14 protein-coding genes and 1 pseudogene are annotated in these 23,289 nt (G+C 74.9%); 1 reads left to right on the forward strand and 14 read right to left on the reverse strand.

The window, feature by feature from the left end:
• Positions 1 to 4: 4 nt before the first annotated feature.
• The 5 genes from N5875_RS25400 to N5875_RS25420 form a co-directional block, all read right to left on the reverse strand.
• Positions 5 to 625: a hypothetical protein gene (locus N5875_RS25400; RefSeq protein WP_338496253.1), complete on the reverse strand. Its 621-nt coding sequence runs from the start codon at positions 623 to 625 to the stop codon at positions 5 to 7.
• A gap of 145 nt (positions 626 to 770) precedes the next feature.
• The gene (locus N5875_RS25405) at positions 771 to 1,763 is read right to left on the reverse strand and encodes an ABC transporter ATP-binding protein (RefSeq protein ID WP_338496256.1); all 993 of its coding nucleotides are present in this window, start codon (positions 1,761 to 1,763) and stop codon (positions 771 to 773) included.
• Complete coding sequence (locus N5875_RS25410; RefSeq protein WP_338496259.1) at positions 1,760 to 4,894, reverse strand: FtsX-like permease family protein; 3,135 nt, start codon at positions 4,892 to 4,894, stop codon at positions 1,760 to 1,762. The genes N5875_RS25405 and N5875_RS25410 overlap by 4 nt, the downstream gene beginning before the upstream one ends.
• Complete coding sequence (locus N5875_RS25415) at positions 4,894 to 8,253, reverse strand: FtsX-like permease family protein (RefSeq protein ID WP_338496262.1); 3,360 nt, start codon at positions 8,251 to 8,253, stop codon at positions 4,894 to 4,896. Before N5875_RS25415 ends, N5875_RS25410 begins: the two co-directional genes overlap by 1 nt.
• 258 nt (positions 8,254 to 8,511) lie before the next feature.
• Entirely contained in the window at positions 8,512 to 8,916 is a 405-nt protein-coding gene (locus tag N5875_RS25420; protein WP_318209834.1) for a globin, read from the reverse strand.
• An 85-nt stretch (positions 8,917 to 9,001) separates the two neighbouring features.
• Here N5875_RS25420 and N5875_RS25425 point away from each other — a divergent pair, with 85 nt between their 5' ends.
• Complete coding sequence (locus tag N5875_RS25425; protein ID WP_318209833.1) at positions 9,002 to 9,976, forward strand: methyltransferase domain-containing protein; 975 nt, start codon at positions 9,002 to 9,004, stop codon at positions 9,974 to 9,976.
• Here N5875_RS25425 and N5875_RS25430 read toward each other — a convergent pair.
• From N5875_RS25430 to N5875_RS25470, 9 genes and pseudogenes are all read right to left on the reverse strand, one after another.
• The gene (locus tag N5875_RS25430) at positions 9,957 to 11,408 is read right to left on the reverse strand and encodes an FHA domain-containing protein (RefSeq protein ID WP_338496266.1); all 1,452 of its coding nucleotides are present in this window, start codon (positions 11,406 to 11,408) and stop codon (positions 9,957 to 9,959) included. The genes N5875_RS25425 and N5875_RS25430 overlap by 20 nt on opposite strands.
• A 40-nt stretch (positions 11,409 to 11,448) precedes the next feature.
• Complete coding sequence (locus tag N5875_RS25435; RefSeq protein ID WP_338496268.1) at positions 11,449 to 12,780, reverse strand: VWA domain-containing protein; 1,332 nt, start codon at positions 12,778 to 12,780, stop codon at positions 11,449 to 11,451.
• 61 nt (positions 12,781 to 12,841) lie between these two features.
• Positions 12,842 to 14,281, reverse strand: coding sequence for a PP2C family serine/threonine-protein phosphatase (locus tag N5875_RS25440; protein WP_338496271.1), 1,440 nt, complete (start codon positions 14,279 to 14,281; stop codon positions 12,842 to 12,844).
• A gap of 2 nt (positions 14,282 to 14,283) precedes the next feature.
• A pseudogene (locus tag N5875_RS25445) lies at positions 14,284 to 16,808 on the reverse strand (tetratricopeptide repeat protein).
• Between the two features lie 79 nt (positions 16,809 to 16,887).
• Complete coding sequence (locus N5875_RS25450; RefSeq protein WP_338496273.1) at positions 16,888 to 18,165, reverse strand: hypothetical protein; 1,278 nt, start codon at positions 18,163 to 18,165, stop codon at positions 16,888 to 16,890.
• 67 nt (positions 18,166 to 18,232) lie between these two features.
• Positions 18,233 to 19,270 (reverse strand): glutamate ABC transporter substrate-binding protein, encoded by a 1,038-nt coding sequence (locus tag N5875_RS25455; protein ID WP_318209828.1) that lies wholly within the window; start codon positions 19,268 to 19,270, stop codon positions 18,233 to 18,235.
• Positions 19,271 to 19,281: 11 nt separating this feature from the next.
• The gene (locus tag N5875_RS25460) at positions 19,282 to 20,718 is read right to left on the reverse strand and encodes a hypothetical protein (protein ID WP_318209827.1); all 1,437 of its coding nucleotides are present in this window, start codon (positions 20,716 to 20,718) and stop codon (positions 19,282 to 19,284) included.
• Between the two features lie 288 nt (positions 20,719 to 21,006).
• A complete protein-coding gene (locus N5875_RS25465) occupies positions 21,007 to 21,990 on the reverse strand; it encodes a BadF/BadG/BcrA/BcrD ATPase family protein (RefSeq protein ID WP_338499257.1) in 984 nt (327 codons plus the stop codon).
• Between the two features lie 26 nt (positions 21,991 to 22,016).
• Entirely contained in the window at positions 22,017 to 23,282 is a 1,266-nt protein-coding gene (locus N5875_RS25470; RefSeq protein ID WP_318209826.1) for a 6-phospho-beta-glucosidase, read from the reverse strand.
• Positions 23,283 to 23,289 lie beyond the last annotated feature (7 nt).

Here is a 23,289-nt window from a genome sequence, read left to right on the forward strand (position 1 = left end):
GAGCTCACCGTCCACGAGCGCCGCGGCTTCCGGCCGACGGCGGCCGGCCTGACGGATCCGAACGGGCCTCTCGCTCCCGGCGGCCCGCGCGGCTGAACTTCCGCGCCCCCGCCGTCGCGGCCGCGAGCAGCAGTACGGCGAAGACCGCCTGGCCCCAGGACGGGGACGCGCCCTCCATCGCCGGTGCCACCCGTCGCCGCGGGTCGTAGGCGACCCGTACCCCCCCGCCGTCCGGGGCGACCCGGCGGTTCTCCGCCAGGGCCGACGGATAGCCGCCGGGGCAGCGCAGCGTGTGGCGGTACACGGTCCGCTCGCCGCCGCCCTCGCCGACCGATACGTGCTGCTCCTCGTGGACCTTCACCACGACACACTCCGCGACCGCCCCGCGCGAGGCCCACTGGTCGGCGGTGGCCACCGAGAGCAGCAGTGCGCCGACCAGCGCCAGCGCGCCCCAGAAGCCGGCCACCCCGTCGACGAGCAGGTAGTAGGCCACCGCCGAGACGAGGATCGCCGCCCCGCCGACCGATACCGCGACCGTGGTGGAGGGTGCCGAGGCGCTCCCGAAGGACCAGACCGACCAGGCGTAGACGGCCACCGCGCAGAACGCCGGCAGGAGCGTGGCCACCCAGCCCCCCACGCCCATCGGACTCCCCGCGTCCATCGGACTCCCCGCGCCCGCCGGACTCCCCGCGCCCATCGGACCAGAACCCCTAGATGACATGGACATCACCCCCGCAAGGTGGGACGTCCGCACGCGCCCCCCCGGTTGCTCAGCCCTCCGCGTCGTCCGGCCACACCCCGATATGGTCCTGCTCCAGCTCCAGGGCCACCCGGTGCCGCATGCCGAGCGCCTCCGTGTACTCCGCCGGGAGCTGCAGCCGGCCCGCGCGGTCGAGCATCGCGTACTCCCGGGCCACCAGGGACTCCTTGCCCTGCTCGTCGACCTCCGTGCGGCGCAGGACCTCCGAGGAGGTGCGGCCGTCGCGGATGGCGACCGTGCGGCGGACCTCCGAGGCGACCGCCTGGTCGTGGGTGACGATCACGATCGTCGTGCCCAGTTCCTCGTTGGCGCGGCGGAAGGCCGCGAACACCTGCTCGCCGGTGGCGGAGTCCAGCTCGCCCGTCGGCTCGTCGGCGAGGAGTACGGCCGGGTTGTTGGCCAGGGCGACCGCGATGGCCACCCGCTGCTGCTGGCCGCCGGAGAGCTGGTGCGGGCGCCGGTCGCGGGCGTCCGCGATGCCCAGCATCGCCAGGAGTTCCTCGGCGCGCTCGGCCTTCTGCCTCGACGTCGAGCGGCCCTTCAACTGCATGGGGAGCGCCACGTTCTGGGCTGCCGTCAGATAGGGGAGGAGGTTGCGGGCGGTCTGCTGCCAGACGAAGCCGACGACCTCGCGGCGGTAGCGCAGCCGCGCCTTGCCGTCCATCGCGAGCAGGTCGGCCCCGGCGACCCGGGCCGCGCCGGCGGTCGGCACGTCCAGGCCGGCGAGGATGTTCATGAGCGTCGACTTGCCGGAGCCGGACGCGCCGACCAGGGCCATCAACTCACCCTCCTTCACGAGGAGATCGAGCCCCTGGAGGGCCTGCACCTCCACCCCGTCCGTGGTGAAGATCCGGACGAGGCGGTCGCAGGCGATGAGCGCGTCATGACCGAAGGAGAGCCGATCGCGCCGCGCGGTCGCCTTCCGCTCCAGCTCCTCCAGGGTGGTGGCGTCCGTGGCGGACCCCGCCGCACCGGCCCGGCTCGACGTGTCGGTCTTCGTCATCGTGCGTCTCCTGCCCTGAGTTCCTTGATCGAGCCCCTGCGCCCCGCCCACCAGGCCTGTCCGCCCGCCGCCAGCGCCGTGATCAGGACCACCGCGACCGCCGGCACCACCAGCGACCACGGATCGGCCCGCAGCGGCGCGCTGTCCAGCGGGGCGAGTCCCGGTGCGGTCGCCAGCGCGAGCCGGATCAGGTCGACGCCGGGCGCGAGCAGCGGCACCGTCGCCCAGCCGGCGAGCGTGCCGCCGACCGCCGCGAGGACCGCCTGCGGCAGTGCCTCCAGACCGAGCAGCCGCCGGCCCTGCTTGCGGGTCAGGCCCATCGTCCGCAGACGCGCGAGGAGCGTGGTCCGCTCCGGCGCGCTCTGCATCAGCGAGAGCAGCACGGCGACCACGGCGAATCCGGCGCCCGCGCCGATCGCGCCCAGGTACATCCGCTCGGCGCCCGACTGGAGCGGCGAGTCCACGTAGCCGGCCCGCTCCTCGGTCCGCATCGTCACCAGGAGGTCGTCGGAGTTCGCCTTCACCGTGGCCCGCAGCGCGGCGCCGTCCTCCGGCCCCGTGACGAGCAGCGCGGTGGCGTCCCGGTGGGTGAGGTCGGCGGCGTTGACGAGGAGGAAGTCGGCGGCTTGGAGAGCCGGGGTGTTCGAGCGGACCGCGACGATCCGCACCCGGAACACCCCGGCCGCCGACACGACCTCCTGCGGACCCTCGCCGAGCCACTCGGCGACCGACGGCGAGGCGATCGCGGGCAGCACCCGTTCCCGGTCCGCCGCGACCTCCTTTCCGCCCTTCCCCGTCGACGCGAGCAGCGCCGCCGGGAACGGGCCGAAACCGGTCCGCTCCGCGAGCCGGGCGTACGAGTCCGGTTCGACGCCCACGAGCGCCGAGCTCATCGGCTGGGCGGAGGAGTCCTGGGGGGACGCCAGGTTCGCCCCGTACTCCATCTGTACCGCGGTCACGTCCCGCACCCCCGCCGTACCGCGCACGGCCTCGGTGAGGCCGGCCGGCAGCGGGGTCCACTCGACCGAGCCGTCGATCCGGGCGTCCGCGCCGGTCGCCAGGAGCGCGGCCCGGTCGCGGGCCTCGCCGATACCGGCCAGGACGGAACCGCCGAAGGCCGCCGTGGTCAGCGCCATGACGAGCGCGAGCAGGGGGAGGGTGCCCGCCGAGGACGAGCGTCCGGCGCGGGCCAGGGCCAGCGGCCCGACGGCCCCGCGCAGCCGGCGGGCGGGGCGGGCCGCCCACCGCAGCGGCAGCGGGTAGAGCCGTACGAGCAGCATGGCGGCGATCAGACCGACGAGCACCGGGGCGGCGCTCACCAGATGGTCGCCCGCGTCGTCGGTGCCGCGGAGCCGTAGCGAGGTGACGGCGCCCACGGCCAGGACGAGCAGGGTGAGTTCGAGGACCGTACGGCGCCGGGAGGGGCGCGCGGTGGCCAGGTCGTCGCGACCGCCGTGCAGGCGGGGGCGCCTGTGCCGGACGACGGCCCGCAGCGGCAGGACGAGCATCGAGAGCAGGGCGACGGCGGAGGCGGCGAGGAGGGAGGGGAGCAAGGGGATGCCCCCGGACCGGCTTCCGAGCCAGGATTCCGCCGCTTCTTCGGGCCCGCCGCCCGGCCCCCGTACGGTCGCCACCGCCAGCCCCAGAGCGAGTGCCGCCGCCGGTACGACGACCACCGAGGTCTCGCCGAGCAGCCGCAGACCGATGCCGGTGAGCGAGGCGCCACGGGAGCGGAGCAGGGCGAGTTCGCTGTCCCGGCGGGCGACGAACAGTCCGCCCGTCATGGCGAGGACGACCGCCGCGACGGTCCCGGTGCCGAGGACGGCGACGGCCACGATCGGACCGATCGCCCCCCGCATCGAGCGGTACGAGTCCACGATCACGTCGAGATCGGTGGTCAGCGCGCCCGTGGGCCCGACGACCTCGCGTATCCCGACCAGATCCGGGCCGCTCGCCGCCGAGTCGAGCACGGCGGCGAGCCGGTCCGCGTCCCGGCCGGTCAGGTGGCCGGCCGTGGGCACGAACTGGAAGAAGGCCTCCGGCTCGCCCTGGGTGGAGATCATGGCGGGCGCCGAGGCGGGGGAGAGGAGCAGCCCCGCCTGCCAGTAGTCCTTCACGTCGGCGCCGACTCGCGTCGCCGCGAGCACCGGGGTCCGCAGGAGCGTGTCCACCGCCCAGTACGCGCTCTCGGGTTCGCGCGGCTCGACGATCCCGGTCACGGTGACGGCGATCGAGCCCCCGCCGGTCCGGTCCGGTACGTGCACGACGGAACCGGGCTTCAGACGCAGCGACGTGGCCGTCGCCGGGGTCACGGCCGCTTCGGGGGCGCGGGCGGTGCCAGCGGGGAGGCGGCCCTTGCGCAGGGTGGCGTGTTCGGTCAGATCGGACGGGGAGGTGAGCAGGAACTCCGGGGGAAGTCCGTCGGGGCGGGGCAGCCAGGGGTCGGTTCCGTAGACGCGCTTGACCGTACGGAGCCCGTTGACGGTCTGCCGGGGGTCGGTGCGCAGCGGCTCGGGCAGCAGCGCCCGCAGCGCGTCGCGCTGCTTACGGAGCACGGCGGGCGCCACGGCTGCCTCGCGTACGGCCAGGTCGGGATCGAGACCGGGAGGGGAGGCGGTCAGTTCGAGGACGCTGCTCCGGGGGGCGGCGGTGCGGATGTCGTGCCGCAGCCCCTCCGTCTCGTACGCGTCGACCGCGCGCGGCAGCGCGGCGGCGAGGTAGGCGGTGGCCAGGACCAGGAGGGCGAGCGAGACGGCGGCCCAGGGCGCGGTCCGCAGCCGGGTCCGCACCCAGGGCGCCACGGGTCGCACGGGCTCGGCGGCCCGGGGCGACCGGCCGGGCCGGGAAGACCGGGAAGACCGGCCGGACTCGGGGCCCGACGAGGACTGGGACGCCGACGAGGACTGGGGCGGCCGGGGCATGTCGGTGGCCTTCCTGCGTACGGAGGGGGTGTCGGCGTCACGCGTGTCACCCGACGACGGCGGTGGGGTGTCGGCGTCACGCGTGTCACCCGACGACGGCGGTGGGGTGTCGGCGTCACGCGTGTCACCCGAGCGGCGCGGCGGTGTGGCGGCGGCGTGCGCCTCACCCGACGACAGCGGGTCCGGGGTCTCCCCGCCGGTGCCGGGCATCAGTTGTCCCCCTGGTGTCGCAGTGTCACGGCCGGGTCGGTGCGGCGCAGGGCGATCGCGGCGACCAGGGCCAGGGGCAGCGCGGCGACACCGGCGAGCAGCACGGCCACGTGGTGGAGGGGCAGTTCGACGAGGACCGGGGGGACGGGCGGGGCGGCCTGGCCGGTCAGGACGACGAGCGGAACGACGGCCCGGGCCAGGACGGCCCCGAGTCCGATGCCGATGAGCAGGCCGATGGCGATGAGCAGCCCCTGCTCGGCGGCGATCAGCCGGGCGAGCCGGCGGCGCGGTGTGCCCAGTGCCCGCAGGACGCCGAACTCGGCGGACCGTTCCCGTATCGCGCCGGCCGAGCCGACCGCGAAGCCGACGGCGGCGAGCGCGGCGGCGGCGGCCGCGACCGCCATCAGGGCGGCGTTGGGGCCCGCGCCGAGCGGGTCGCCGAGGAGTTCGGCGGCGAGTTCGTCGCGTACGAGGACCTGGTCGGGGTCCACATGGGGGAGGGCGCGCAGGGCCGCGGCGACCTCGGCCGCCCGGCCGCGTTCCACGGCAAGCCACCATTCGGTGGGCGGCGCGGACGAGGGGATGCCGGTGGCAAGAGAGCGGTTGGCGGAGGCGAGGTCGAAGAGGACCGTGCCGCCGTCGTCGGGGGTGGCGGTGTGGCTGGTCGCGGTGGCGGCGCGGGCCCCGGGACCGGTGGTCGGCAGCTCCTTGACGACGTGGACGACGGTGATCTTCACCGTGCGGCCGCCGATGGCGACCTCGATGGGTTCGCCGGGTCCGGCGCCGGTGGCCGTCATGAAGGTCTCGGTGGCCACGGCCGGCAGGAGCCTCGGGGCCGCGGGCGCCGGGGCGTTCATCCGTACCGTGTACTCCTCGATGATCCACGGCGAGTCCAGGGGCGCGCCCGCGGCGGCGAACGTCAGGGAGTACGGGGCGGGTCGGCCGCCGGGTCCCGGTTCGCCGGGGACGCCGGACACGGGCCTGCCCGCCTTGGCCTCGCCCTGGTCGGTCTGCTCGGCGGAGTGCTTCCAGGAGGAGAGGAGCCGCCCGGGGGCGTGGACCTTCTCGCGGCCGTCCGCGCCGACGAGCCCGAACCGTTCGACGAGGAGGGTCTGGGAGCCCCGGGAGCCCCCGGCGATCTGGCTGCCGGCCTCCAGGCCGACCAGGGTGAGCAGCCCGGCGGAGCCGCGGTCGGCCCCGGCGCCGCCACCGGAGGCCAGGGCGCCGAGGTCGAGGCTCAGCCGGTGGGTCCGGCCGTCGGAGGGCAGCATGCCCAGGGGCAGCCGGTACAGGACGCCGCTCGGGTCCTCCAGGGCGGCCGTGAGCTGCGCGGCGCCCTTGGGTTCGGCGAGCCGCAGGTCGACCGTGAGCGTCCGGCTGCCGGCCGGCATCGGGAGCCCGGCGGTCGCGGGGCCCTCGCCGGCGGGTGGGGCGAGCGGGGCGAGGAGGGAGCGGGCGGGGAGGTCGGCGAGGTCGGAGCGGAGGGACAGCGCACCGGCGGCGCCGCGGGTGTCCACGGCCAGGACGGTCGCGTTCTTCCCGGCCACGTCGAGGGAGGTGCGGTGCACCGGGGCGACGGCGTGGACGCCGGGCACGGCGTCCCACTGCTCGGTCTGGGTGGGCTCGCCCGGTCCGGCGCTGATGACGCGGACGGCCGAGCCGGTGCGGAAGTCGGCCTGGTCGCGCTGCGAACGCTCCCAGGAGGCGCTCTGCCCGATCGCCAGCATGCCCATCGCCACGGCGAGGACGAGCAGCAGCACGGGGCCCGCGCCGCGCAGCGGCCGGCGGCTGAACTGCCAGCCGGCGAGCGCGGCGGAGAGACCGCGCCCGCCCGCCGCGCGCCGCTCGGCCAGTCGGGCGGCGGGCGGCAGCAGACGCAGCGTCAGGACGGTGCCGGCGAGCAGGGCGAGGGCGGGCGCGGCGATGAGCACCGGGTCGATGGAGCCCCCGCCGGGCTCGTCCGTGCCGAGGGTCCCGCCTGCCGCCGCCGGCCGCTGCAACTGCCAGTACGCGACGCCGGCGACGGCGAGCAGACCGAGGTCCGCGCCTGCCCGGACGGGGCCGGGCAGCGCGGCCGAGCGGGCCTTGCGCAGCGGGACGACGGAGCCGTCCCCGGCGGCCAGCGCGGGGGCGACGACGGCCGCGGCGCAGCAGAGGGCGACGGCGGCGGCCACCAGCCACACCTGGAGCGACGGGGTGGTGTCGAGCCGTACACCGAGGGAGGAGAGCGCGGACCGCTCGGCGAAGAGCCGGGTCAGCGGTCCGGACAGGAGCGGGGCGGCGAGCGCGGCGGGCAGGGCGAGCAGCAGCGCCTCGGCGGCGGCGAGCCCGGCGATCCGGCGCCGCGAACCGCCGCGGGCCCGCAGCAGCGCGGTCTCCCCGGACCGCTCGGTGCTGAGCAGCCGGGCGACGAGCAGCAGCGCGTACGCGGCGAGGAGGACCAGCTGGACGGCGACGATCAGCAGCGTGGAGCGGGAGACGAGCAGGGACCGCTGGGTCTGCTCCAGGACGGTCGGGAGTGCGGTGGACGCCGAGATGGTCGTACCGAAGGGGGAGATGTCGGCGGCCAGCGCCTTCGGGCCCTCGGTCGCGGTGGCGCGCAGCGTGTCGATGCGGTCGGTGGTGAAGCCGGTGAAGTCGGCGGAGCCCAGCCAGGACGTGTCGCCGGCGGTCAGCGCCCCGGAGGCCATGACGGCCGGGTCGACGAGCAGGGGTCCGTACGTCGTGAACGCGACCGTCCGCACACCGCGGCCCCCGGCCGGATCGAGCTGCCAGTACAGGTCGCCGGTGTCGGCGGGCCGGTAGACACCGGTGACCCGGGCCTTCACCTTCCGGTCGTCGAGCCGGTCGGTGAGGTCGAGCACGGCACCGGGAGCGACCTTCAGCCGTCGCGCGGCCTCCTCGGGCAGCGCCGTCTCGACGACACCGGCCGTGCGGGCGGCCGAGGGCCAGGCGCCCTTGACGAGGGAGAGCCGCGAGCGGTCGACCGCGGCGAAGTGGGTCAGATCGGGGTCGCCCTTACGGGCGGCGGGCGGCTGAAGACTCCGGGGCAGCGCGTACGGCCCCGAGCGTTCGAGCCGCCGTACGGTCACGGGCAGCCCGTCGAAGGTCTTCCGCATCCCCTTCTGGACGGCCTCCTCGGCCCCCGCCCGCTTCGCGGCGGGCACCTGCCCGCTCACGAGCAGCGAGGCGGCGGCCGCGGATCGTCCCCGCAGCCCCGCCTGGAGCGCGGCGTCCCCGATCGCCCCGGAGAACGAGGTGAGGGTGGCGAGCACCGAGGTCGTCAGGAGCACGGCGAGCAGTGCCGCGGCGAGCAGCAGCCGGTGCGCCCTGACACGCAGAAATACGAACCCCGTCACCCATCCCCCTGGCCACCCTGATCACGGTGCGTACGTCGAACATGCGTCGAACACTCCCGGAACTTCTTCCGGATGCTTTCAGAGTGCATGTGCCGCTGGAAACCGCTTGCGGTCCGACCTTGACCCGATCGTGACCGTTATCCGGCGTTCCGACTCCGGAATGTGTCCGTCCGTGGAGGGTCCGTGAGGGGGGCGGTACCGGGGGTGTGGGGGGTGGTGCCAGGGGGTGGGGGGCGGTGCCAGGGGTGTGAGGGGCCGTCAGCCGGCCGTGTTCACCATCGACGCCGCCGCGTACGTCAGATAGCGCCACAGTTCGGCCTCGTGCTCCGGGGCCAGGGCGAGGTCGTCCACGGCCGCGCGCATATGACGGAGCCACGCGTCGTGGGCCGCCTGGTCCACGGTGAACGGAGCGTGGCGCATACGCAGGCGCGGGTGGCCGCGGTGGTCGCTGTAGGTGCGGGGGCCGCCCCAGTACTGCATCAGGAAGAGCGCGAGGCGCTCCTCCGCCGGGCCCAGGTCCTCCTCGGGGTACATCGGGCGGAGCAGCGGGTCCTCCGCGACGCCCTCGTAGAAACGGCGGACCAGACGGCGGAAGGTCTCCTCGCCCCCGACCTGCTCGTAGAAGGTCTGCTCCTGCACTGTTTCCCCGGGAATCTCGTTCACCGTTCCATCGTCTCAGATGCCCCGCCCTAGGACGTGAGGTCCAGGACCGCTCGCCGGGGCCCCCGGGCGGCGGGAGAGTGGAGGCATGGGTGAGCTGCGGGACGAGTTCGCCGAGGCCGGCGCACGGGCGCGACGGGCGCTCGTGCGGGAGATCGAGACCGAGGGCGTGCTGACCGACGCCCGCTGGCGGCAGGCCTTCGCCGAGGTCCCGCGCCATGTCTTCGTGCCCTATTACTACGTCCCCGGCACCGGCGGCTACGAGCGGCTCTGGTCCGGCGACCCCGACCCCGAGCGACGGGACCGCTGGCTGAGCGGGGCCTACGCGGACACCGCGATCGCCACCCGGGTACGGGACGGGGAGCTGGTCTCCTCCGCCAGCCAGCCCTCCCTGATGGCCCTGATGCTCCACGCCCTCGACGTCCGTGACGGGGACGACGTCCTGGAGATCGGCGCCGGCACCGGCTACCACGCCGCCCTGCTCTGCCACCGCCTCGGCGCGGAGCACGTCACCACCGTCGACCTGGACGAGGAGATCGCCGAGTCCGCCCGGACCCATCTGGCCGCCGTCGGCTACCGGCCCGCCGTGGTCGCCGCCGACGGAGCCCGCGGCTGCCCCGAGCGCGCCCCCTTCGACCGGATCGTGGCGACCTGCGCGATGCCCTCGGTCCCGTACCCCTGGCTCGCCCAGTGCCGGCCCGGCGCCCTGGTGCTCGCCCCGCTCTCCACCGGGCTCCTGCTGCTGCGGGTGCACGACGTCACCCACGCGGAGGGACGGTTCCTCCCGACCTCGGCGTACTTCGTGGCGCTGCGGGGCGTCGCGGGACGGGTCCCGCGCCACGGCCCGGCCGGGGACGAGCGCTTCCGCTTCTTCTGGGGGCTGGTCGACCAGGCCCTGGACAGGAACGAAGCGCTCTCGCTCTGGCTGCGCGAGGGGCGGCCGGAACGGGAGCGCTTCGGTGTGACGGTCAGCGGCGAGCGGCAGTGGGCCTGGCTGGACGACCCCGGAGGGCCGTACGCCTGGCCGCTGCTCCGAGAGGGGTTCAGCCCACCCGGATCGTGATCGTCGTCCAGGCGCCGACGTGCACCCGGTCGCCGTCCTGGAGCTGGACGGGGACGTAGGGCTGGATCGGCTCCTCGCCGCCGTTGATCGTGGTGCCGTTGGTGGAGTTCTGGTCCACCACCGCCCACGAACCGTCCGGCTGCTGCACGAGCACGGCGTGCTGGTGCGAGACGCCCGGATCCTCCGGCGGCACCGCCAGGTCGATGTCCGGGGCCTCGCCGGTGGAGTGCCGGCGGCGGCCGATGGAGATCTGGTTGCCCTGGAGCGGCAGGTGCTTGTCCGGCGAGTACGCGGGCAGGTTCAGCCCGCCGGCCTCCGGGCCGCTGCGCTGCATCATCGCCATGAAGTAGTCGCGGTCAGGACCGATGACCGCGGTCCAGGACAGCGGCTGCCGCGGCGGCTGGAACTGCTGCTGCGGGGGAGCCTGGAACTGCTGCTGCTGCTGCTGCTGCTGCTGTGGCGGCGGGGGCGCCATGTGCGGCGGGGGCCCCTGGTGCTGCGGAGGTTGCGGGGGCGCCTGATGCTGCTGCGGCGGCGGTGCCTGGTGCTGCGGGGGCTGCGGCGGTGCCTGGTGCTGCGAAGGCGGCGAGAGCACCCAGTCGTCGTCCGCGCGCGGCTGCGGCGGCGCGGGCGGCGCCGGGGCCTGGGCCGGAGCGCCCGGGGGTGCGGCCGGCGGAGCGGACGGGGTCTGGAGGTACGCCGGAGGCGCGGGCGGCTGGTGGCCGGGCGGACCGAAGGGGTCGCCCTGACCGACGGGACCGGCCGGGCCGGGCGGCTGCTGCGCCGGCGGGCGCTGCGGCGGGGCCTGGTGGTGCGTGGGGTCGCCACCGAGCGGCTCGGCCGGGCGGTTCACCTGCGAGGGCCGCGAACCCTGGTAGCCGAACGGGTCCTGACCCGGCGGCGGACCCGGCTGTCCGTGCGGACCCTGCGGACCCGGCTGTCCGTGCGGGCCGGGCTGTCCGTGCGGACCCGGCTGGCCCGGCTGCTGGCCCGGCTGCGGTCCCGGCGGGGGCGGCGGTGTGGACTGGAAGCCCGGCGGCAGGTTCAGACCGGGCGGCGGGCCCGCCGGGCGCTGCGCGGACGGCACGTTCTGCGGGGCCACCGGCGTGTACGAGGTCGCCGTGTTCGTGAGGAAGTTCCAGCGGCACTCCTCGCAGAACGGCGCCATGTGCTCACGCGGCGTCCGGCACTGCGGACAGAGCTCGGCCTGGGCCGTCGCGTTCGGGTCGCCACCGTGACCGAAGCCACCGGGCGCACCAGGAGCGTCGTAACCACCGGGGCCACCGGGGCCGGGATATCCGTACGCGGGGGGCGGCGGCGGGGGAGGCGGCGGTACGGCACCCGTCGGCGCACCCGCCCCGGCCATGCGATGGCCGCAGACCTCGCACCAGTCGTCGGAGACCGACTGGTGTCCGTTCGGGCAGGTAGGCATGTCGGTGCTTCCCCCTCTCGTCATCCGGCCCGTGGCCGGGCTACCTCTTGACGCGAACGGTCTTGGTGGAGCGGGTCTCGAGTGTCATCTCGTCCGCTTCCGCGACCTTCGCCTTCAAACGCACAGTACCGGTCGCCGCATCGACGACGTCGACCACCTTCGAAAGGAGTTTCGCCGTATCCGCGTTACCGGAGGCCGCCGCGAGCTGCACGGCGCGGCCCAGTTTCGCCGTCGCGCCGTCGTGATCGCCCGATTTGCGGGCATCCAAACCCTGCTGGATGACGTCCGCGAGCTCGGCCTGGCCCGTGTAGTGCGCGACCTGCGGGTTGATCGACGTCGACATCGCCAGGTCGTCGGTCCACACCGCCCGTACCAGTCCTTGGGACAGCGGCCTCGGGTCGCCGCCCAGCGGGTCCGGCGCGATCAGGGAGACCCGGGCCGCCAGCATCTCCTGGCCGATCGCGGCCTGCGGGACGCGCACGCTCACGTGGTAGTCGCGGGACTCGTCGCCCCAGGAGCCCGTCGGATAGTCCCCGGCGCGCGGCCCGGCCTCCGTACGCCGCCCGGTCAGGTCCTCGACCGTCGGCGCCACCTGCTTCACATAGGCGATCTCCACCCCGACCGGGGTCCACAGCCGCAGCGCGACGTCCGCCACGCCCTTGCCCATCGCCTGCTCCATCATCGTCGTGAAGTCGGCGGCGAGGGCTGCCGGGTCGGCGACGATGTCGGCGGAGCCGAGGAGCGCCGAGGCGATCCCGGTGACCTCCTTGACCTCCCAGTCGGTACCCACCCCGCGCGCGTCGCAGGTGAAGCGGCCGGCGCAGGCGTCGAGCGCGGCCCGCAGCTCCTCCGGCGACTCGTGCTCGTTGCGGCCGTCGGTGAGCAGGATGCCGTGCCGGATGGTGAGGCCGGTGGTGGAGAGCAGTCGGTCCGCGAGCCGCAGCCAGGTGCCGATGGCCGTGCCGCCACCCGCGCTGAGCCGGCGCAGCGACTCCTTGGCCTCGGCCCGGGTCCTGGCGTCGGCGACGGCGAGCCCGCCGTTCCCCGGGTAGACCTCCTTCGCCACGTGCGTACCGGCGACGACGGCGAAGGCCGTGCCGTCGCGCAGGGTGTCGACGGCGGCGGCGGTCGCCTCACGGGCGCCGCGCATCTTGGTGGCGGGGTAGTCCATCGAGCCGGAGCAGTCGACCATGATCACGACACCGGCCCCGCCGCCGCCCGCCGGGGCGAGCGGCTGCCGGCCGGTGGTGCCGCCGCCGGTCGAGGTGACCGTGACGATCGCGCTGACGTCCCGGCCGCCCTCGGGCAGGAACTCGTTCTGGTAGACGTCCACCGAGAACTGCGGCACGGTCGACTTGGAGAAGTTCGCCATTTGTTACGGCTCCTCGGGCAACAACGGTCAATCGGGGGAGGGACAGGGGACCGGCGACCGCTCAGGCGGACCCTGCCCCTTGGGGAGCGACGGTGAACGGCACGAGCGCGACCGTGATGTTGTCGTGGCCTCCGCCGTCCAGGGCGTGGCCGACGAGGACCTGGGCGCTGTGCAGCGGCCGGTCGGACGCGTCGGCCGGGACGACCCTGGCCATGTCGTCGGCGCCCTCCGCGTAGTTCCACAGACCGTCCGTGCAGACGACGACCACGCCGGACCGGTCGGGCTTGAACGCGGCCGTGTGCGGCTCCAGTTCGTACGCGTCGGCGCCGAGCCAGCCGGTGATCGCGTGGGCGCGCTCGTCCGCGTACGCCTCCGCCTCGTTCATCAGGCCCGCCGCGACCATCTGCGCGGCCCACGAGTCGTCCTCGGTGAGCCGGGCGGCCGGGGTGGCCCGGTCGTCCGGCACCCAGTAGACGCGGCTGTCGCCGACCCAGCCGACGACGAGCAGGCCGTCGGCGACGACGGAGCCCACGATGGTGCAGGCCGGGGCGTTGCGGTGGCGGTGCGGGTCGTGCTCGGCGCCGTCCTGGCCCGGCTCGTCCGCGAGGGAGTTGACGGCCTCGGCGGCGGCCACGATCGCCTCGTGCATCGCCTGCTGCGGGTGCGTTCCCCGGGGGAGCGCGGCGAGCAGCGAGGCACCGGCCGCCTCGGCGGCGGCGGCGGACGCCTCGTCGGGCCGGGTCGCCGAGGACACGCCGTCGCAGACGATCGCGAGGGTGGCGGGGGAGCCGTCGGGGAGCGTGGTCGCCGATACGGCGAACGCGTCCTCGTTACGGTGATGGCGCAGCCCCCGGTCGGAGACGGCGGCGACGCTGCCGAGCTCCCGCTCCATGTGGTCGCGCTCGCGGGGCTGGGCGTGGCCGCAGTTCTCGCAGTAGCCGTCGGTGTCCACGCGCCCGGCCCGACAGGCCACGCACAGGGTGGAGCCGGGGGCGGCAGCGGCAGCAGCGGCGGCGGCCGGATCCGGGGCCGGGGAGTGAGCCGCCGATGCGGGTGCCGGTGACGTTGCCGATGCGGGTGCAGGCTTCGTGGCGGGTGCCGCCGCCGGGTCCGCCCGTACCGCCGCACGTGGGTCCGGCGCGGCCAGCTCGAAGTCACCGCTGCCGCTCGTGGTCCGCCCGGCGGGGTCGGCGCCGGGAGGCACCGGCCCGTCCGTGCGGACCGCCATCGTGGGCAGGTCCCGGCCGCCGGAGTCGGTGCCCGGGAGGTCGCCCGGGTGCTGGGTGGCGGTCGACAGCGAACCGGGGTCCCGGGGCGGGGCGTCCGGCCAGGCCACGGGGGTGCCGATGGCCACGGTCGGGCGGTCCGGCTCGACCCCGGCGACCGGCACGGCCGTCAGGTCGTGACCGCACGCCCCGCAGAACCGGTCACCCGACTCCAGGGGCTCCGCGCAGTCCGGGCAGACGGTGAGGCCGTGCGACGGCTTCGGCTTCTGGGACATCCTCACACCCACGTCCGGGGGCGGAAGCGGTTGGCCCGCTCCACCAGTTCGATCCTCTCCTCGCCCCGCTGGGCGAGCCGGGCCAGCACCCGGTACGAGCGTTCGAGGCCGAAGCGCAGTCCGCGTTCGTCCAGTTCACTCCCGAGCAGCAGCGCGCCGCCGCCCGGTTCCGCACCGGGACTTCCGGAGAGTACCCAGTCGAGGGCGGTCCCGAGGACCTCCGTCGACAACTGCTCCCGGCGCACGGCGTCCAGACCGAAACCCTGGAGCGCCGAGACCTGCGCCGCGGCCGCCGTCAGATCGGCGCCGAGCGGCTCCCACGCCGGGCGCCGCCGCAGCCGCGCCCGTACGGTCGCCACCCGCGCCGCCGTGTAGTGGATCGAGGACTCCGGCACGGACTCCAGCGTCTGTACGGCTCCGATCCGGTCCCCGGCCGCGAGCCGCACCCGGGCGAGCCCGAAGGCCGCGCTGACGAAGCTCGGGTCGGTGGCCCACACCAGGCGGTAGTACTCGGCGGCGTTGTCCAGCTGGCCCAGCACCTCGGCGCAGATCCCGAGGGCCAGCTTCGGCGAGGGCTCGCCGGGGAAGGCGTCGTAGACCGCGTCGAAGGCGAGCGCCGCGTGCTCGTGGTCGCCGGTCACCAGAGAGGCGACGCCCCGGTACCAGACGACCCGCCAGTCGTCCGGGTCCCGCTCCTCGAGACCGGCCAGGGTCCGGGCGGCGGACGGCAGGTCGCCCAGCTCCAGCTCGGCCCGCAGGGTCCGCAGCCGCAGCTCGGCGGAGGGCGCGGGCGCGGCCTGCAGCGCGGCGAGCAGCTCCCCGGGCGCGGCGGCGGCGAGACCGGCGAGGAAGCCGGCGTTGGGGTCGCCCGTGTCGACGCGCGGGACGGGCAGCGCGAGCGCGGTGGCGGGCGTGTCGAGCGGCGCGAGCAGACCCCCGAGACCGGGCGCGCGCCGCCGGGCGCGGGTGCCACGGCACCGGGCGCGGTGCCCGCCGCAGCGCCGGGCCCAGCGCCCGGCAGCGCGGCCTGCTTGCGCCCCCGCCGTGCCCCGAGCAGCGAGACGTCATCCGTCAGTTCGGCGAACAGGGCCGTGTCCGTGACCCGGACCTCCGTGCCGAACAGCGTCGAAAGCGCCGGCCGCGGCCGCCCCGACTGGAGCGCCACGACCTCCCGCAGCACCCCCGTCAGCTGCTCCGCCATCTCCTGCGCGGAGGCGAACCGGCGTGCCGGGTCCGGGTCGGTGGCGCGGACCAGGAAGCGGTAGAACGACTCGTACGTCCGGAAGACCGCGATGTTGTCCGGGTCGGGCAGCGAGTCCACGAAGACGTTCGTGTAGCCCTGGAAGTCGAAGGTCATCACCGCGAGGGTGCGCGCCACCGTGTACAGGTCGCTCGCCACCGACGGCCCGACCTCGGCCACCTCCGGCGCCTGGTAGCCGACGGTGCCGTAGATCGCGGACTCGTCGTCGTCCATCCGCCGGACCGCGCCCATGTCGATGAGCTTCAGCTGGTCCTCGGACTGGATGGCGTTGTCCACCTTGAAGTCGCAGTACAGCAGGTTGCGGCTGTGCAGGTGGCCGAGCGCCTCCAGGGCCTCGATCCCGTACGCGCAGGCCTGCTCGACCGGCAGCGGATCGCGGCGGCCGTCCGGGGTGCGCCGGTCGTTGGCGATCTCCTTGAGGGACTTGCCGCCGACGTACTCCATGACGATGTAGCCGTCCATGGAGCCGGTGCGCTGGTCGAGGTGCTCGACGAAGTTGTAGATGCGGACGATGTTGGAGTGCTCGATCTCGGCGAGGAAGCGGCGCTCGGAGATCGCGGCGGCCATGGCGTCCTGGTCGCCGGTGTCGAGGAGGCCCTTGAGGACGACCCACCGGTCGGAGACGGCCCGGTCGACGGCGAGGTAGATCCAGCCGAGGCCGCCGTGCGCGAGACAGCCCGCGACCTCGTACTGGCCGTGGACGATGTCTCCGCCGCGCAGCTTCGGCACGAAGGAGTACGGGTGCCCGCACTTGGTGCAGAAGCCCTCCGTACGGCCCGGCCGCTCTCCCCGCGAACGGCCCACGGGCGCGCCGCAGTCGGAGCGGGAGCAGAAACGCTTCCGCTCGGGAACCTCGGGGTTCTCCATGACCGCCGCCCGCGGGTCCGGACGCGGCACCTCGGGGATCGTGACCAGGCCGGCGCCCAGCCGGTTGCGGGCGGACTGACCGGTCGAGGTACCGGAGCTGCGCACCGACACCGAGCGGGACGTGGAGGCCCCGGTGAGCGAGCGCGAGAGCCGCCCGGAGACCGAACGGCGGGAGGTCGACGAGCGCGACGAGGCCCGCGAGGACGCCCGCGAACTGCTCCGCGAGGAGCTGGAGTCCGGCCCCCCGACGGCGGACCCGATGCCGGACCCGACGCCGCTGCCCGTGCCCGTGCTCCTGCCCGGCACGGCCACCCCCGTGGGCGTCGAGCCGATGAGCCCTCCGGCCGCGACCACCGGGGCGAGGCCGCAGGTGTCGCAGTACAGCTCGCCGCCTCCCATGTCCTCGTACGAACCCTCGCACGAAGGACGCTGACAGCTCCCCACGCCCGTCTCCCCGCCGCTCACCACTGGTCCCCGCTCACCACTGTCGTCCTCCCGCGTCTCTCGGGCCGGACAGTACGTCCGCCGCCGCCTGCTGGTAGCGCAGCACGGCCTGTTCCGCGACCCGCAGATCGCAGGGCGCGCTCCACAGCATCCGGCGGGCCGCGTCGTACCGCTCCACGAGCAGCGGGTCCTCAGCCGCGCCGAGCCGCGCCACCTTCGCCTTGTACGCGTCGAGCCTGCCGCGCAGCTCGGCCCGGACCGCGAGCGGGGCCGTGACCGCGGTCAGCGACTCCCGGGCCCGCAGCAGCTCGTCCTCCGCCTCCCGCTCCAGGGACTCCAGGAGCGGGGAGAGCCGGTGCCACTGGGCGTGCCTGCGGTACTCGGCGGCTGCCACGAGCCGCTCCTGGAGCACGATCGGCGGCCCGCTGACGGCCGGCACCTCGGAGGCGGCGATCTTCGCGAGGACCTCGCCGCGCGCGGCCCGCGCCTCGGAGAGCGTACGGTCCGCCCGCGACAGCACGTCCCGCAGCCGGAGCAGCCGGTCCTCGGAGTCCTGCCGGACCGCGAGCACCGCCTCGATCTCCCGCCGGATGTCCTCCAGGGCCAGGGCCGCCCGGTCGTACCGCTCGGTGTCGGGACGGCCCCCGCCGGGCGCCGAACTCCCCGCCGCCGGGCGCCAGAAGGCCAGCGGATCGGTGACGACCTGCGAACGCAGCGCGGTCAGCTCGGCGGTGATGTCCTCCAGCTCGTCGCCGGCCGGGTGCTCCCCGGGGCGTACGCCGACCGAGTGCGCGAGCGAGCGCGTCCGGCCCAGCTCGGCGGCGAGGAGGTCTATCCGGGCGGGCAGCGCCGACCAGACCGCGTCGGCGGTCACCACCACGTCCAGCGACGACGCGTACAGCTCGTTCATCCGCCGGACGAGGCCCTCCAGGGTGAACCGCTCGGCGAGCAGCCCCTGTTCACCCGCCCCGCCCGCCACATGGACGCTCTCGCCGCGCAGCCGGTCGGTCAGCTCCGCGAGCTCCTCACGGCCGGGCCAGCGGCGCCGCGCGCGCACCTCGCGGGCGTCCCGCAGGGCGCCGGTGTACACGTCGAAGCAGGTCCAGAGCAGGGTGATGGTCCGCTCGGTCGCCGCCCAGCGGTCCCGGGTCGTGCCGGTCAGTTCCGCCCCTTCGAGCAGCCTGCGGCCCGCGTGGTCCTGGAGCGCGAGGAGCGAGTCCTCGACCGCCTTGTGCTCGGCTGCGAGGCGCGCCAGCGCACGGTCCACCTCGTCCCGGTCCATCACCGGCCCAGGGGGTCCCGTGACGCCCATCGATCACCTCTTCCTCTCCGTGTACAGGGCTGCTTGTACGGGCTGCTTTCGTACGGGGTGTCCGGCGCTACTTGTACAGGGGAGCGGGCGGCCCGGTTATCCCGGGCAGGTCCTTCTCCAGCCAGTCCTTGTACGCCTGCTGCCAGGGGCCCTGGCGGTACCCCACGAGCACCTGGTTGACCCGGCGGACCAGGTCGTCGTTGCCGAGCTTGGCGGCCACGCCGTAGAACTCGGTGGTGAACGGGGTGCCCTTGAGCTCGACCGCCGGGTCCTGGGCGGCCTGGCCGGCCGCCAGGGCGTTGTCGGTGACGACGGCGTCGACCTCGCCCATCTGGAGCCTGGCCAGGCAGTCCAGCTGGTTGGGGACGGTCAGCAGGTCCTTGTCGTCCTTGGTGCCGTCGCCCTCGTCCTTGAAGAGCGCGCCGAAGGACTTCTCCTCCAGGGCCTCGTAGGCCGTGGAGCCCTCGGCGGTGCAGACCCGCTTGCCCTTCAGCGAGGTGTCGTAGCCGGTGATGTCCGTGGCGAGCTTCGGCGCGAGCACCTGCTGCCCGGCCTGGAAGTAGGCGGTGGAGAAGGCGACCTGCTGGATCCGCTTGCAGTTGATCGTCATGGTGCGCACGACGAGGTCGACCTTGCCGCTGTCGAGGGCGGCGATCCGCTGGTTCGTGGGGATCGCCCGGAAGATGACCGCGTCCGAACTGCCCAGGATGTCCTTGGCGATGGCCCGCGCCAGATCGATGTCGAAGCCTTCGAGCGCGCGTGTCTCCGGGTTGCGGTAGCCCCAGCGGTAGCTGGACTGGTCGACGCCGACGACGAGCTTCCCGCGCTTCTTGATCGCCTCGATCGACGGGCCGTCCGCCGTCGAGGGGGTGAGGGAGGCCCAGGGCTTGTCGCAGGTGTCGGCCTTGATCTGGACCCCGGTGCCGACGCCGGGTCCCGGACCGGCGATGCCGGGCGCGGCCGAAGCGTCGCCGCCGTCGTGGGCCAGCGGGAGCAGGGTGAGCGAGGCGGTGAGCCCGCAGGCCACGGCCATCGCGGCCACCCCGCCCCAGCCACGGAAGCGCTGCGCCGTCCGCCGCACCCGCGGGTACGTGCCGTTCGGCATCCCGCCCCCTCTCACCGGTACTCCGACAGTCTGCGGTTGATGCCGAGCACGGCGCCCGCCGCGCCCAGTATCCCGAGGGCCGCGGCGCCGAGCGGAAGCGCCGTCAGCGCGTCCCTGGCGTCCCCGGCGGAGCGGGTGAACTCGGCCTGCTCGTGCGCGAGGGCGCGGTCCAGGGCCGCGTCGACCTGGTCGAAGGACTGCCCCGTCGACTGCCCCGAGTCCTTGGAGCCGACGATCCCGGCGAGGGCGCCCTCGAAGTCGCCCGCCTCGTCCTTGGCGCGGGCGGCCTTGTGACGCTGCTTCCACTCGGCCGTACGGGAGGCGGCCTCGTCGACGGGGGTGCGGCCCGCGTCGTCGTCGGCCCGCTCCCGTGCCGTGGCGAGCGCGTCCGTCAGGGTGTCCATGCTCGACGTGTACGCCGCCTCGTACTTGTCGTTCTTGCCGTCCTCGGTGAGGACGGCGCCCCGGGCGACCAGGGTCAGGTTCTCGTTGGCGCGGGCCGTGAGCGAGCCGATCCGGGCCGTGTTGAGCGCCTGGAGCGACTCCTGCGCCTGTGTCCGCGCGGTGTCGAGGCCGGTGCGGGCGACGGTGTGGGCGGCGAGCAGCCAGAGCAGCACGACCACCGTGGCGGCGGTGGCGGCCAGCAGCCCGTGGTTGAAGACCCGGTTCGTCCGCGCGTAGGTGCGGCGCTGGGCCCAGACCAGGACGGCGAGGGTGAGCAGTCCGAGGCCCAGGGCGAGGAACGGCCAGGTGCGGGCCGACTCGTCGTCCTCCTGGAGCCGTACCGTCTCGGCCTCGTACAGCCGCTCGGCGGCGGGCAGCAGGGTGGTCGTCATCTGCTGGCTGGCGTACCGCAGATAGGCCCCGCCCAGTGGGAGGCCCTGCCGGTTGGCGGCGCGGGCGCGCTCGATCAGGCCCGTGTAGCGCGGGAGCTGTTCGTTGAGGGTGGCGATCTCGCGGGCCGATCCGTCCGAACCGTCGGTGCTCGCTGCGGCCTTGACGAGCAGCCGGGCGGCGGTCGCGATGTCCCGGTCGTACCGCGCGCGGGACTCGGCGGGCTCCAGGGTGCCCGCGAGGAAGCCGCTGGCGGCGGTGGTGTCCGCGTCGGCGAGGGAGCGGTAGATCGCGGCGGCGTCGGCGGACAGCGGCTGGCTGCGGCTGACGACGTCGTCGGCGGCGGTCGTCCGGTCGTCGACCTGGAAGGCGGTGACGGCCCCGAACGCGACGACGAGCAGCGCGAGGACGGCCCCCAGGATCTGGAGCCGGCCGGGCTCGGTCGTCGTGGCGACCCGCAGCCGCTCCCGCCCCACGGCCCAGGCGCTCTGCCCCGCGGGCGGGGCGGCGCCCGGCGCGGGCGACGGCTGCGCGGGCACGCCGGCCGGGCGCGCGGGCGCCTGCGCCGTGCTCCGCGCCGCCGGGGCGGCGGGTGCGTTCGGCGGGTGTGTCACGTGACCTCCCCCTGGGTCGCCGACGTCGGCCGGTCCGGCCTGCAGTATGGCCGCAGGGGGCCGTCCGCACACCGGGATTGACTGGATCTTGTTCCTATCGTGCCGCATACCCCCGGTACATCCGCGGGCGAACCCCCTCACTTCGAGGGGCGAATCCCCTCACAGTGAATACGTCACGCGGCCGTGATCGGTTCCGTATCGGACATCGCTCGAACAGGTGAACATGCCTGCGGGGCGTCTCCTCAGGCAGAGGAAACGCCCCGCGACCACACCTCCCCCGCAGGCCGCTCAGGCCCCGTAGTGCTCCCGCAGCCGGGCCGCCGCCTCCGGGGCCGCCGCCACCTCGTCCAGGGCGAGCAGGCCCGCCCCGAGGACCGGCGGCGCCGTCACGAAGCCGACGACGGCCTTCGGCGCCCGCTCGGCGAGGAGTTCACGGATCCGCTCCTCCAGCTGCGGATGCCGCGCGGCGAGCACGCTGCCGCCCAGCATCACCGGCGCCGCCTCCTCCAGGAGGCCGAGCCGCCCGAGCGCGACCGCCGACAGCGCGACGACCTCCTCGGCGAGCCGGTGCACCAGCGACAGCGCGACCGGGTCGCCGTCCGCGCTCACCCGGAACAGGACCGGCGTCAGCTCGTGCCGCCGCTCGAAGGGCACAAGTCCCAGGTGCAGCGCCTCGATCAGCGCGTACATCGTCTCCAGACCGAAGTGCGCCGGCAGCGCGCGGGCCAGCTCCGACGGCTCGCCGCGCCCGTCCTCGGCGCGCGCCGCGAACCAGAGCGCCTCCTCGGCCATGCCGCTGCCGCCGCCCCAGTCCCCGGAGATCTTCCCGATCGCGGGGAAGCGCGCGGTCCGCCCGTCCGGGGTCATCCCGACACAGTTGATCCCCGCCCCGCACACCACCGCGACACCGCGCGGCTCGTCGAGCCCGGCCCGCAGGATGGCGAAGGTGTCGTTGTGCACGCGCACCGACCGGCTCCAGCCTCTGCGGAGGAGTTCGGCCTGGAGGGCGGTCTCCTCCACGGGCAGGTCGGCGTTGGCGAGACAGGCCGCGACATGGGCGAACGCCGGGGAGAGCCCGGTCCCGCCGGCCTCCGCCCAGGCCCGCCCGACGATCTCCGCCAGGGCGTCGACGGCCGTCTCCACCCCCACCACCGGCGGCTGGAACCCGCCGCCGCGCGCCGCGCCGAGGACGGTGCCGTCCGGGGCGAGGACCGCGACGTCGGTCTTGCTGTTCCCCGCGTCGACCGCGAGGAGCACGCCGTTAAGGTTCACGCCGTGCGGGTTCACGCCGTTCAGGTTCACGCCCACGCGAGGTGCTCCCGGTTGTGCGCGATCAGCCGGTCGGTGAGCCCGTCGGCGTACGCGTACTGACCCACCAGCGGGTGCGCGAGCAGCGCCTTGAACACCCGGTCCCGGCCGCCGCGCAGCGCCGCTTCGAGCGCCAGGTCCTCGTAGGCCGTGATGTTCGCGATCAGACCGGCGTACAGCGGGTCCACCGTCGCGACCGGCAGCGGCGCGGCACCGTGGGCGCCGACCGCGGCCTGCGTCTCGATGACGGCGTCGTCCGGCAGGAACGGCAGCGTGCCGTTGTTGTACGTGTTGACCACCTGGTACGGCGAACCTCCGCCGCCGAGGAGGGAGGCCGCCAGGTCCACGGCCGCCTCCGAGTAGAAGGCGCCGCCGCGCTTGGCGAGCAGGGCCGGCTTCTCGTCGAGCGCCGGGTCCCCGTACATCTCCAGGAGTTCCTTCTCCATCGCGGCGACCTCGGCGGCCCGCGAGGGCTTGCTGCCGAGCTCCTTCACGACCTCGTCGTGCGCGTAGAAGTAGCGCAGGTAGTACGAGGGGACGACGCCGAGCCGGTCCAGGACCGGGCGCGGCAGCCGCAGGTCGTCGGCGATCGCGTCACCGTGCTCGGCGAGCAGCCGCGGCAGCACGTCCTCGCCCTCGGGGCCCCCGACGCGTACGGCACGCTCCCAGGTCAGGTGGTTGAGCCCGACGTGGTCCAGGTGGACCTCGGACGGGGCGACGCCGAGGAGCCCGGCGAACTTCCGCTGGAAGCCGATGGCCACGTTGCACAGGCCGACGGCCTTGTGGCCGGCCTGGAGCAGTGCGCGCGTGACGATGCCGACCGGGTTGGTGAAGTCGATGATCCAGGCGTCCGGGTTGGCGCGCCGGACCCGCTCGGCGATGTCCAGGACGACCGGGACCGTGCGCAGCGCCTTGGCGAGACCGCCGGCGCCGGTGGTCTCCTGGCCGACGCAACCGCACTCCAGCGGCCAGGTCTCGTCCTGCTGCCGGGCGGCCTGCCCGCCGACCCGCAGCTGGAGCAGGACGGCGTCGGCGCCCTCGACCCCGGCGTCGATATCGGAGGTGGTGGTGACCTTCCCGTCGTGGTCCTGCTTGGCGAAGATCCGCCGGGCGAGACCGCCGACCAGTTCGAGCCGCTCGGCAGCCGGGTCGACGAGGACGAGTTCGGTGATGGGCAGGGTGTCGCGCAGCCGCGCGAATCCGTCGATCAGTTCGGGGGTGTAGGTGGACCCGCCCCCCACGACAGTGAGCTTCATGTGTGAG

This window comes from Streptomyces sp. SJL17-4 (assembly GCF_036826855.1).
Taxonomy (GTDB): Bacteria; Actinomycetota; Actinomycetes; order Streptomycetales; family Streptomycetaceae; genus Streptomyces.

Bases quoted from the DNA above. Each gene is read 5' to 3' on its own strand.
- N5875_RS25410 (WP_338496259.1), bottom strand. From the start codon at position 4,894: ATGCCCGGCACCGGCGGGGAGACCCCGGACCCGCTGTCGTCGGGTGAG.
- N5875_RS25435 (WP_338496268.1), bottom strand. From the start codon at position 12,780: ATGGCGAACTTCTCCAAGTCGACCGTGCCGCAGTTCTCGGTGGACGTC.
- N5875_RS25450 (WP_338496273.1), bottom strand. From the start codon at position 18,165: ATGGGCGTCACGGGACCCCCTGGGCCGGTGATGGACCGGGACGAGGTG.
- N5875_RS25425 (WP_318209833.1), top strand. From the start codon at position 9,002: ATGGGTGAGCTGCGGGACGAGTTCGCCGAGGCCGGCGCACGGGCGCGA.
- N5875_RS25440 (WP_338496271.1), bottom strand. From the start codon at position 14,281: ATGTCCCAGAAGCCGAAGCCGTCGCACGGCCTCACCGTCTGCCCGGAC.
- N5875_RS25405 (WP_338496256.1), bottom strand. From the start codon at position 1,763: ATGACGAAGACCGACACGTCGAGCCGGGCCGGTGCGGCGGGGTCCGCC.
- N5875_RS25430 (WP_338496266.1), bottom strand. From the start codon at position 11,408: ATGCCTACCTGCCCGAACGGACACCAGTCGGTCTCCGACGACTGGTGC.
- N5875_RS25455 (WP_318209828.1), bottom strand. From the start codon at position 19,270: ATGCCGAACGGCACGTACCCGCGGGTGCGGCGGACGGCGCAGCGCTTC.
- N5875_RS25470 (WP_318209826.1), bottom strand. From the start codon at position 23,282: ATGAAGCTCACTGTCGTGGGGGGCGGGTCCACCTACACCCCCGAACTG.